Source organism: Alcaligenes pakistanensis (assembly GCF_014652815.1).
GTDB classification, from domain to species: Bacteria; Pseudomonadota; Gammaproteobacteria; order Burkholderiales; family Burkholderiaceae_B; genus Alcaligenes; species Alcaligenes pakistanensis.
This window is the reverse complement of the sequence record NZ_BMZN01000003.1, coordinates 545,391-558,096: the sequence shown is the minus strand read 5'-3', so window position 1 is coordinate 558,096 and position 12,706 is coordinate 545,391. Positions and strand designations below refer to the sequence as shown.

General features: G+C 55.1%; 4 protein-coding genes. 3 read left to right on the top strand and 1 reads right to left on the bottom strand.

What is annotated here, in order from left to right; translation table 11 throughout:
• Positions 1–77 precede the first annotated feature (77 nt).
• Positions 78–1,568 (bottom strand): nucleobase:cation symporter-2 family protein, encoded by a 1,491-nt coding sequence (locus IE156_RS11735; RefSeq protein ID WP_189392708.1) that lies wholly within the window; start codon positions 1,566–1,568, stop codon positions 78–80.
• 998 nt (positions 1,569–2,566) lie between these two features.
• Here IE156_RS11735 and IE156_RS11730 point away from each other — a divergent pair.
• From IE156_RS11730 to IE156_RS11720, 3 genes are read left to right on the top strand one after another with little or no spacing between them, the layout of a single operon-like run.
• Entirely contained in the window at positions 2,567–10,147 is a 7,581-nt protein-coding gene (locus IE156_RS11730) for a type I polyketide synthase (RefSeq protein ID WP_229841258.1), read from the top strand.
• A complete protein-coding gene (locus IE156_RS11725; protein ID WP_189392707.1) occupies positions 10,140–11,480 on the top strand; it encodes an aminotransferase class I/II-fold pyridoxal phosphate-dependent enzyme in 1,341 nt (446 codons plus the stop codon). Before IE156_RS11730 ends, IE156_RS11725 begins: the two co-directional genes overlap by 8 nt.
• 2 nt (positions 11,481–11,482) lie before the next feature.
• Positions 11,483–12,682 (top strand): polysaccharide biosynthesis/export family protein, encoded by a 1,200-nt coding sequence (locus IE156_RS11720; RefSeq protein WP_229841256.1) that lies wholly within the window; start codon positions 11,483–11,485, stop codon positions 12,680–12,682.
• Positions 12,683–12,706 lie beyond the last annotated feature (24 nt).

Here is a 12,706-nt window from a genome sequence, read left to right as displayed (position 1 = left end):
CCTGATACCTTATAAAAAAAACTGGCCTGTCTCGTCATGAGACAGGCCAGTTTCAAGAACCGAACGGCAGCCGTAATTTATGCTTCGGCGTGTTTGGCTGCGTCTACAGCGGCTTGCGTATCTTCTTTAGCACCGTTGAAGAATACGTTCAGCAGGACAGCGGCAATCGACGTCAACAAAATACCGGACTCGATCAGTGGGTGAATGGCGTGGGGCATCCACTGCATGTAATTAGGAGCTACCAAAGGAATCATGCCGACCCCAATGGAGATAGCCACAATCATGGAGTTGTTACGGTTGGTCTTGTAATCCACATTGGACAGGATGCGAATGCCCGTGGCGGTCACCATACCGAACATCACAATGCCAGCGCCACCCAATACAACGGTGGGCAGGGATTCAACCAGAGCAGCCATTTTGGGCAGCAGGCCCAGCACAATCAGGATGACACCACCGGCCACGCAGACAAAGCGGCTGCGCACACCCGTTACAGCAACCAGACCCACGTTTTGCGAGAAGCTGGAGTAGGGAAAGGTGTTGAAGATTCCGCCCAGCAAAGTGCCCAGGCCATCAGTACGCAGACCGCGTGCCAGATCTTTCTGATCCACTTTCTTGCCTGTCATATCGCTCAAGGCCAGGAACATGCCAGTGGATTCAATCAGCACCACAATCATGACCAGTGTCATGGTCGCAATGTGCAGGAGGTTGAATTTGGGCATGCCAAAGTGGAACGGCAACACCAAGTCAACCCAAGCAGCGTTGGCTACTTTTTCGTAGGTCATGATGCCCATGGCCGAAGCCACAACGGCACCGATGATAATGCCCAGCAAAACAGCGACGTTGGCCAGAAAGCCCTTGCAGAACTTGGCGATCAGCAAGATGGATGTCAGTACGATGGCGGCAATGCCCAGACCTGTCAGGTTGGCGTAGCGTGGGTTGGGTACCGTTGCCTTCAAGGCTAGCCCTTCAGGCAGCGGGGGCAAGGCAGAACCCGGCATGGCGGCAGCCGATTGGGCGTGCTGTATCCAGGCCAGGTGGTCAGGATTGATGACGCTTGGGGCGGTAGGGCCAAAGGGATTGCCGAAAATCCAGTTGATCCCCACACGCATCAGCGTAATACCGATCATGACAATAATCGTGCCTGTCACGACAGGGGGGAAAAAGCGCAGCATTCGGCTGACGGTGGGCGCAATAATCATGGTGATAATGCCCGCCCCGATTACCGTGCCAAAGAGCAGTTGGGCTCCTTCATGGCCGGGGTTGGCCTGAGCCATGGAGACCATGGGGCCTACAGCGGCAAAAGTCACGCCCATCATGACGGGCAGTTTGATACCAAAGTATTGCGTAAAACCCATCGATTGAATGATGGATACGATGCCGCATACAAACAAGTCAGCGGCAATCAGGATAGATACTTCTTCAGACGTCAAATTCAGCGCTCGGCCCACAATTAGTGGAACCGCGACGGCACCGGCGTACATTACCAAAACGTGTTGCAGGCCCAGTGCAGCCAGCCTGCCGTTTGGTAATCGTTCGTCGACGGGTGCGGTGGTCGCGTTCGTACCCATGAAATGTCTCCAGAGTGGATTAATTATTAGATGTAGCCATGCCAATGTAACGGCGTGCGACAGGCATGCCATAAGACATTTCGTATAGAGCCTAGGTGGGCCTGGCTATAAATGAGGGATAACCCCCAGGAAAAATACCCGAATCAGGACGTTTTCGAGGTCGCTAAGGGAAAACACTGCTTGGGTGAGGCGTCGTCAGACGGGATGGCTGATCGGCGTTTACGAGCGCCAGCAACGGCTTTGCACTCGTCACGAGTCTGTCGTGTTTGTATCAAAAATGGCTTTTTATATACGACTTATCAGTCGTATTGTGTCGGGGGCAGGGAGCAGAAGTGTCAGTTATGACTGGGGCAGGGTCGCTTGAAGATGGCTGAAAAGCTTGTATAGCGCCATTTTGACGGCATCGGATTGTTACAGTGCACCCTTGCCCGATTTCAATTCTTTATAGATTAGAACAACTGCGTAATGGTAATATCCCTAGCTGCAAATCTTTTTGAAGCGCTGCGGACTACCGCTCTGAACAAAGAGTTTTCTTGGCGGATAAAGTCTTTGCTGAGTATCGAGTTTTGATTTTTATTCTGCAGATGGTGGCTGAAGAGTGGAAATACCTTTGATGTTTTTCCTAGTGTCTTGATTAGGCTGCCTTGGTAAAGGTATCCAAGGCCTTGTTATTTATCAGACACTTATTTTTGCTTTAAAAAATAAATAGAATAATATCGTCAGTGAGTATTTAGTTTGGATATTTTATTTTTGGCGATTTTCTTAAATAAAAATCGAAAATAAATATTATCAAATTACTTTGAATTTATATGGATTCAAAGTAATTATGGTTTGTAAACCATGGTAACTGGGTGTAATTTTCGCCATTGTTTACCGGTGTGCTGCCTGTGATGCGTCTGTATCAGAAGACGTCATCCAAAATAGCGTTTATTCAAATATGACTATTCTGCACTCCGGAGTGACAGGGCGAGTCAATAAAGATCGAAAGGGTAGGGTGCGTGTCTCAAAATACAGGCAAGGGGGCTACGGAGTTTGAAGCGTCCCGTACGGATATTAATAAAAGAAATACGTCGTCTGGTGCAATCGCTATTATTGGTATGGCGTTTCGCTTCCCGGGCGATCTATCGGAACCCGATCAGTTCTGGAATGCCTTAATTGAAAAACGCGACCTGGTTACTGAAATCCCGGCGGATCGTTGGGCCACGACTGAGTTGCAGCACGATAAGCGCTCCGAGCCCGGCCGTAGTGTTACCTTTTCTGCGGGCGTGTTGTCGCGTATCGACGAGTTTGATGCGGGTTTTTTCGGAATTTCCCCACGCGAAGCAGCCTGGCTGGACCCTCAGCAGCGTTTGTTGTTAGAGCTGTCCTGGGAAGCTATGGAGAATGCCGGGGTATTACCATCGGCAATGGCGGGCAGTGATTGCGCCGTATATGTCGGTATTTCCGGTTTGGATTACGGCATGCGTGGCCTGGATGATTTGGCCAGCCTCACCTCTCATATGATGACCGGCAATACCTTGAGCATTGCCGCCAATCGCCTGTCTTATATTTACGATTTACACGGCCCTTCAATGGCTGTGGATACCGCCTGCTCGTCGTCGCTGGTCGCCTTGCATCAAGCCTGCGCCAGCTTGCGTAATGGCGAAGCGTCTACCGCTTTGGTCGGTGGCGTCAATCTTTTGCTGCACCCGTATCCCTTTGTCGGCTTTACCAAAGCCTCCATGCTCTCGGCTGATGGCCGCTGTAAAGCATTTGATGCAGCAGGCAATGGCTATGTACGTTCCGAAGGTGGCGCAGTTGTCATGCTCAAGCCGCTGGAGCAGGCGTTGGCGGATGGTGATGACGTCCAGGCCGTGATTCTGGCCACGGGCGTGAATGCTGATGGTGCTCGTAAAACTGGTATCACTATCCCCAGCTGTCAGGGGCAGATTGAGTTGATGCGCTCCGTGTTGGAGCGCAGTGGCCTGAGCGCCGCCGAGGTGGATTTCGTGGAGGCCCACGGCACGGGAACGGCGGTAGGCGACCCGATTGAAACCACTGCCATCAGTGCGGTGTATGGCAAAGAGCGCGAGAAGCGTCTGCCTATCGGTTCAGTCAAAGCGAATTTAGGCCATATGGAATCGGCTTCCGGCATGGCCGGCTTGGTGAAGGCCGTGTTGGCTTTGCAGCACCAGGCGTTGCCGCCAGCTTTGCATTTGACGACCCCCAATCCGGCAATTGATTTTGATGGATTGAACCTGGAGCTGCTTACCCAGTCGCGTATTTTGCAACGTGCAGATGGCAAGCCTTTGGTTGCGGGTTTGAATTCCTTTGGGTTTGGTGGTGCTAACGCCCACGTACTGCTGCAAGCGCCCGTCGCTGTGCCGGTTACCCCGTCTCGCTTGCCAGAAGCGGGCTTGCCGCCTTTGGCCTTGTCGGCCAAATCGGAAGGGGCCTTGCGCGAGCAGGCTGGTAACTACGCAGACTTGCTGGAAGGCAAGACAAGTCAATATTTTTACGATGTCAGCTACGCGGCTGCCCATCGTCGCCAGGCTTTGACTCGTGGCTTGATTATTCAGCCTGAAACCGTCAAAGAAGGCGTGGCGCAATTGCGTGCCTATGCCCAGGGTAAAGACCCGCAAGGCCTGCAAACTGTGGATGCCTTGGATAAAGAAGGCCTGCTGGCCTTTGTCTACGCCGGTAACGGAGCGCAGTGGTTGGGTATGGGCGTGACGTTGTTGCGTGAATCCCCTCGCTTTGCCGCTTTGCTGACTGAGCTGGACTCCATGATGCAGCCCCTGGCTGGTTTCTCCCTACTGGAGCAAATGCAGGCCGAACCGTCCGCGTCCCGAATGGACGACACCACGGTTGCTCAGCCCTTGCTGTTTGCCGTGCAAGTCATTGTGACGCGCATGCTGTGCGAAGATGGGGTGACGCCTGATGCGGTTGCCGGTCATAGCGTGGGCGAGATCGCTGCGGCTTGGGCTGCTGGGGCGCTGGAGCTGGAGCAGGCCATTCGCGTGATTTGCGCTCGCAGTCAGGCGCAAGGCTTGACCCGTGGCCAAGGCCGGATGGCGGTGATTGGTCAGTCGCTGGAAGCGGTCAACACTCTGCTGGAAAGTCTGGGTGCCGACTTGGGCGTGAATGTAGCGGGTGTAAATAGCCCCTCCAACATTACCTTGTCAGGCAGCTTGGAAGGCCTGCAACGCATCCAATCCGAAGTGCAGGGCCAAAGTGTGTTTTTCCGCTTGCTGGACCTGGACTACGCGTTTCACAGCCCCTATATGGATGGCTTGTTGCCGCATCTGCACAAAAACCTGGGTGATTTACAGCCCGGTCAGAATGCTCCAAAAGCTCGTTTTGTCTCGACCGTAACGGGTGAAGAGTTAGCTGCCCAGGAACTGGGCGTGGACTATTGGTGGCGCAATATTCGCGAACCCGTGCAGTTTGAACAGGCAATTTCTTGCTTGGCCAAACAGGGTTGCCGCGTTTTCCTGGAAATTGGCCCGCATGCCATTTTGCAGCGTTATATTCGTGAAACCCTGACGCAAGCTGACGTGCAGGGTGTGGTGTTGTCGAGCCTGAGTAAGCATGATGATGGCCCTCAGCGCTTGCTTGATACCGCTTTGCGTACCTTGGCTTTGTTGCCCACCCAATTGAAAGCCCGGTTCCCCGTGCCCGGTAGTCCCGTAGATCTGCCTGTGTATCCGTGGCAGCGTGAGCGTCACTGGTACAAGGCCAGCACCGAAGGCATGCGTTCTATTGAGCGCCGCCGTGTGCATGATCTGCTGGGTTGGCGCTTGCCCGATACCGAGCTTGGTTGGGAAAACGTGCTGGACCCTATGGTTCTGCCTTGGCTAGCCGACCACAAAGTGGGTGGCGCAATGGTTTACCCCGGCGCTGCCTACCTGGAAATGGCCTTGGCCGCTGCCCGAGAGTGGCTGGGTGAGGACCTGATTCTGGTGGACGAGCTGGATATTCTGGCTCCATTGGTCTTTGATGGTGAGCATGCTCGCAGCCTGCGCTTTGTGCTGAGTCCACGCGACGGCAGCTTTCATATCAAGAGCCGTCAACGCCTGAGTCATGATGAATGGGTGATTCATGCCAGTGGTCGTATTCTGGCTTCCGATGGACGTATGCCTTTGGCTGAGCTGCTGCCCTTGGAGCACTCGGACCTTCAGATTGATCGTGATCGACACTATCAACTGGCCCATACCTTGGGTTTGGATTACGGCCCAGCCTTTCAAGGCTTGAAAGCTGCGCAAGTGCAGGGTACCCATCTGAGTGCCCAGTTGGATATGCCTATCAGCCTGGAGCAAGACAGCTATCTGCTGCATCCGGCCGTGATGGACGTGTGCTATCAATCCTTGGTGGACTTCTTCGCACAGGATATCGAGGCAGGCCAGGGCGTGGCCTTGCTGCCTGTGAAAGTAGGGCGCTTTGCCTTGTCCACAGAAGGGCAGGTGACACATTTCCGTGCGCATTTGCGCCGTAGTAGTGCCCGTTCGGTGCTGGCGGATTTTGAACTGTATGGCGCTGATGGTCACTTGCTGGCCAGCGCACAGGGCTGCCGTTTCCGTGCTGCTTACTTTTTGCGCCAGGATCGCCACGCGGTTTCCAACTGGCAAATTACCCCCTACCTGCGCCCTCATCCGCGTGATCAGCACGTTGCTATTACGGTGTCTACCGGACAGCTGGCTACAAGGGGTTGGGCCGCCTTGGCCGACCAGCAGCAGGAGCGCGAAAATTGGTTCCAGCAAACCTTGCCTCTGCTGGATGCGCTGAGCCTGTCCTTTATTTATGAAGCCTTCCAGAGCCTGTCGGCTCAGCCTTCTGCCATCAGCGCTGAAGTGCTAAGCGGCCCCTATGGCCGCTGGATGAGCGATCTGTTGCGCCGTGAAGAGCTGCTGCAAGATAAAGAGCAGGGCTGGAGTGTGGTGGAGCAGGCAGACATGCCGCCCGCTCAGGATTTATGGCGCACGATCTTGCAGGACTCGCCCAATAGCCTGCCGCAACTGACCCAGATTGGCTCGGTTGGCCGTCAACTTCCCGCATTGCTGCGTGGTGAAATGTCGGGGCAAAAATTGCTGGCTTCTTTGCGTCGTTCGCCCGTGGTCGAGGTGCTGTACGACGATGACCCCATGTATTTGGGTGTGCGCCTGGCACTGGAGGCTCAGTTGCGTGAGCTGGCTGCTAACTTGCCAGCATCCCAGCGCCTGCGAGTGCTGGAAGTAGCCGTAGGCCCAAGCGATTTGCCCAAGATCCTGGCGGCGTGTCTGTCTGAAGATCAGTTTGACTATGTGCTGGCCCTGCCGGATGCCGATTTGCAGGCACGTCAGGCAACCCAGCATCATGGTCTGGCGAATGTGCAGGTTGTTGGTTTTGATTTGCAGGAATGGCAACTGGAACAGCCAGACGCTACTGCATTTGATGTCGTGATTTTGCGCCACAGCTTGCACCGTACGGTGCATGTGCCTCCCGCGCTGGCGCGTAGCAAACAGTGGTTGGCCAGCGGCGGCGTTTTGTTACTGGCCGAGTGTCACCCGGATTGGCATGCAGACTTCTTATCGGGTCTGGATCAGAGCTGGTGGCATGAAACTGGCGATCAACAATCCTCCTCCTTGTTGTCGCCCGAAGGCTGGCATAAGGCCTTGGAGCAAGTCGGTTTTGAGCAGGTGCAAACCGCCGTCGAACCCGCCGCCCACGAGCTCAGTGAAGGTGCTTATCTGCTATTGGCCAATGCGGCCAAAGCTCAGCCCGAACAAGACGCCGAGTCCGTGCCTGCTGCCAATTGGGTGCTGCTGTTTGACGATGCTTCCCAGGCGCAGGCTCAGTCGTTGCAGACCCGCTTGCAAGCGGCAGGCCAAACTGTCAGCGCTCAAACCTGGCCCTTGGCAGCCGATGCCTTGGCCGAGCAGGTGGCGATCAATGTGGTGCAGATGCTGGGTTGGGGCGACTCCGTTGCCGCAGCCAGTGATAGCAGCGGCAAACTGTTGAGCCTGGCTCAAGGTTTGTCCGCACGTGCTGCTCAAAGCCGCTTGTGGCTAGTGACGCAAGGTGGTGCCTTGCCAGCGATGGCAGATAAGCTGGACTGGACGGTTAACCCGGCCCAGTCGGCACTGTGGGGATTTGGCCGTGTCTTGATGAATGAGCTGCCCGCTTTGTCATGTTCCATGATTGATCTGGCCGGTGATACCGCCGCTAGCGATATCAGCATCCGTTTGGAACGTGAACTGCTGTGGCCAGATAATGCCACTGAAATTGTCTTGTCCCACGACGCACGTCATACCTTAGTGCTCGAAGATGCTACTCAGGCAGAACAGGCCCAACTGAGCCAGGACGCCCGCTTTAAGCTGGACTTCCAAGTGCCCGGGCAACTGCGTAATCTGGAATGGCAGGCCGTTCAAGCTCCGAAGCTGGCGGCAGATCAGGTTGAAGTCCGCACGATGGCTGCTGGCCTGAACTTCCGTGACGTGATGTATTTAATGGGCTTGTTACCCGACGAGGCGGTGGAAAACGGGTTTGCCGGTGCCAGCCTGGGCCTGGAGTTTTCAGGCGTGGTGACGCAAGTTGGTGCTGACGTCAAAGATGTGTCGGTAGGCCAGCCAGTGATGGGCTTTGGCTCCTCCTGCTTTGCCAGCCATGTGGTGACGCGTGCCGATGCGATTGCTCCCATGCCAGAGGGCTGGGATTTTGAGGCCGCCGCTACAGTACCTACCGTCTTTTTCACGGTGTATTACGCCTTGACTCACTTGGCTCACATCCAGCCTGGTGAGAAAATTCTGATTCATGGTGCCGCAGGTGGTGTGGGAATTGCAGCGATTCAACTGGCCCGCCATTTGGGTGCGGAAATCTATGCCACCGCCGGTACGGATGAGAAGCGTGTGTTTGCTTCCCTGCTGGGTGCGGATCGTGTGTTTGACTCGCGCAGCTTGAGCTTTGCTCAGGATGTGATGGATGCCACTGGCGGTGCAGGTGTTGATGTGGTGCTGAACTCGCTGGCGGGTGAAGCCATGCGTCGCAGCCTGGACGTCTTGAGCCCCTTTGGTCGCTTCCTGGAGTTGGGTAAACGCGACTTCTTCGAGAACACGCCCATTGGTCTACGTCCCTTCAAGAGCAATATCAGCTACTTCGGAATTGATGCCGACCAGTTATTGACGGGTCGTCCTGCCTTGGCGGGGCGCTTGTTTAAAGAGGTCATGGAGCTGTTCCATGATGGCGCCTTGTTCCCCTTGCCGTATCGCAGCTTCAATGCGGAGCATGTGGTTGATGCCTTCCGCGCTATGCAGCAGGCTCGTCATATTGGCAAACTGGTAGTGTCCTTGAAGGATGCCCAGCCTAGCCTGCCAGCGCCTCGAGCCGCTGCTATTGATTTGTCCGCACAGGGGGCTTGGCTGGTAACGGGCGGTTTGTCCGGCTTCGGTCTGGCTTCAGCTCAGTGGCTGGTCAAACGTGGCGTCAAATCGTTGGTACTGGCTGGCCGTCGGGGGGCTGATACCCCTGGTGCACAGGAGCTGCTGGAGCAGTTCCAGGCGCAGGGCTGTCGAGTACAAGTCGTGGCGTGTGATGTTACCGACTACACCGCTGTACAGGCCGTAGTGGCGCAGATTCAGGCTGGCGAAGCTCCGCTGGCGGGTGTGCTGCATGCCGCCGCCGTGTTTGATGACCGCCTGATTGCCAATATGGATCAGGACAGTCTGGATAAGGTGCTGCAAACCAAACTGGTGGGTGCCTGGAATTTGCATCAGGCGACACAGGATTTGAAACTGTCGCACTTCGTGCTGTATTCCTCGGTGACGACCGCTATTGGTAACCCCGGTCAGGCCAATTATGTGGCTGCCAACGCGGGCCTGGAAGGCCTGACGCGCCTGCGTCAGAACTTGGGCCTGGCTGCATCTTGCATTGCTTGGGGACCCATCGGTGATGCAGGCTACCTGACCCGTAACGAAACCGTTAAAGACAGTCTTGGAAAGCGCTTGGGCAAGGCTCCTTTGCAGGCTGAGCTAGCTTTGGACCAATTGGATCGCGTACTGGCAGTCAATGGTGAGGTCTCCATTGTGGCTAACTTCGACTGGAATGCATTGGCTCGTTTGCTGGCCTCGGCGCAAAGCGAGCGCTTTGCCATCTTGAACCGAGCCTGTAAAGACCATGACTCCGGCAGTGATGGACAGGATATCCATGCGCTGATCGCCGGTAAAACACCGGAGCAGATTCACGCCTTAGTCGCCGATTGGGTGGCCCAGGAAGTGGCCAACATTTTGCGTACCGAGGTAGACCGTATCGAGACCCAGCGGTCTTTGCATGATCTGGGCATGGACTCCTTGATGGCGGTGGAGTTGGCCTTGGGCCTGGAGCAACGCTTTGGCGTGCAATTGCCGGCCATGGTGCTGAATGACTCGCCGACTGTCTGGAACGTGGCGGGCCGTATTGTGGACAAACTGACCGCCGGTGGCGAGGATTCTGTGGAACAGGAAGCCGGGCACTTGGTAGCCGATGTCGTACGTCAGCACGGAGACGATATGTCTGAGGCGGATTTGCAAGGTCTGGCGCAGGATGTACAGCGATTGGCAGAAAAAGGGACAACACTGATCAATGAGTAAGAAAGATCTAGCGCCAGGCAGTAAAGCACAACTGATCCAGCGTATCTTGGGACGTAAAACTGGGCAAGCGGCCAGCGATGGCCGCATGGCCGATCAAACTGCGACCCACCAAAGCGCGACCAGCCATATCCCAGAGTCCTTTACCCGTTTTGATCGTCACCCTGGTTACGAGAAAATGCTGGTGCCCAAGGCCATGGCTGATCGTCTGGGTGTACGCAATCCCTTTTTCCGTAGCCACGATGGTGCGGCTGCTGCACGTACCCGTATTGGTGGGCGTGACTACCTGAACTTTGCCAACTACAACTACCTGGGTCTGTCTGCTCACCCTGAAGTGAACGCTGCGGCTAAAGCTGCAATGGACCAGTACGGAACATCGGCCTCGGCCAGCCGTTTAGTGGCAGGCGAGCGTCGTGTACAGCGAGAGCTGGAAGAAGAGTTGGCACGGAATTATGACGTGGACGATTGCGTGGTGTTTGTCAGTGGACACGCCACCAACGTCAGCACCATTGGTTACTTGTTCGGCCCCAAGGATCTGGTTATCCACGATAGCCTGATCCACAACAGTATTTTGCAAGGCATCCAGCTATCGGGTGCTGCTCGCCGTTCCTTCCCGCACAACGACAGCGCTGCGTTAGAGCGCATCCTGGCCGAGATTCGAGGGCAGTTCGAACGGGTGCTTATTGTCATCGAAGGCTTGTACAGCATGGATGGCGACATTCCCGACCTGCCTGCTTTTATTGACATCAAGCGGCGCTATAAAGCCTTTTTGATGGTAGATGAAGCACACGCATTGGGCGTGCTGGGCAAGACTGGCCGTGGCTCGCATGAATATTTCGGTGTGGCGGGCCGTGATGTGGATATCTGGATGGGTACGCTGAGTAAGACTCTGGCAAGCTGCGGCGGTTATATCGCTGGCGACCGCGCTTTGGTGGAACTGCTTAAATACGCTGCCTCCGGTTTTGTGTACAGCGTGGGTATTTCTCCCGTGCTGGCCGCTGCCTCCTTGAAAGCTTTGCAGATAATGCGGCGGGAACCTGAGCGTGTGCAGACCCTGCAAGAGCGGGGTAGCCAGTTCTTGAACACGATGCGTTCGCTAGGAATCAATACTGGCTATGCCCAAGGCTATGCCGTTATTCCTGCAATCACGGGTAGCTCCTTGAAAGCAGTCAAGTTGTCTGGGCAGTTGTTTGATGCCGGCCTGAATGTGCAACCGATTATTCATCCGGCGGTAGAAGAGAAAGCTGCACGTCTGCGCTTTTTCCTGTCGGCCAGTCATAGCCAGGATGATATAGACCAAGCGTGCGAAACCGTTCACACGCTCATGAAGAAATAAGCATGGCTCAATTACTACACATAGCAGTTAGCAAGATCGCCGCAATGGGGCGCCCCGTTGTGGCGAGCGCCCTGGTCGCTGTACTGGCCGGATGCGCCACGATGCCGGATTGGATGCCTGCGGATGGTCCCAGCCGCCAGCAAGTACAGGAACGGCGCGAAGGTCGGATTGAGGGAATTACTTTAGTCAATGTGACGGACGAATTGACGAAGAAATTGGCCACAAAAAAAAGGATGGGAGATTTTGCTGCTCAGTTTCCTAGTACCGGTTCAAATTATTACCTGATCGGTCCGGGTGATGTATTGGAAGTGTCGGTTTGGGAGGCACCGCCTGCCATGTTGTTTGGTACCATTTCGCTGGATACCAAAGCCATGGGCACAACGACGAATGCCGTCGCTTTCCCTCAGCAAATGGTCTCCCCAGATGGCATGATCAGTATGCCCTTTGCCGGCCGTATTGCCGTCAAGGGCCGCAACACCCAACAAATTGAAGAAAGCATCGCCAAGCGTCTGCAGGGCAAGGCTAATAATCCCCAAGTGCTGGTGCGCATCATCAAGAACAACACGTCCAACGTGACAGTGGTGGGTGAGGTCAATCAAAGCACCTTGATGGCTTTGACACCTAAAGGCGAGCGCCTGCTGGATGCTCTGGCGGCTGGCGGTGGGGTCAAGCAGGCTGTAAACCGCGTTGCTATTCAGCTCTCGCGTGAACAAAATACAGCAACCATGGCGCTGGATACGATCATCCGGAATCCGAACCAGAACATCATGTTGAAGCCGGGTGATGTGATCACGGCTCTGTTCCAGAACCAAAGCTTCTCCATTCTGGGTGCGACAGGCAAGAACGAAGAGATTTCGTTTGAAGCACAGGGTATCTCCTTGGTGCAGGCTCTGGCTCGTTCGGGCGGCCTGGATACGTCACGTGCTGATGCTCGTGGTGTTTTTGTCTTCCGCTTTGAAGATGCTGCTCTGGTGGACGGTGCCCCTGAGTCGACCTTGCTGGACAAGAAGGGCGTCGTGCCCGTGGTGTACGAGATTGATCTGCGTGACCCGGCTTCTTTCTTCGTTACCCAGAATTTTCCTGTGCAGGATAAGGACGTGATCTACGTTTCCAACTCGCCAGCAGCTGAGTTTCAGAAGTTCTTGCGTCTAGTGGTGTCGGTGGCTGTGCCTAGCACGACTTTGAATAACATGATGAAGTGATGAACTTCATGTCTGAGAACTCTT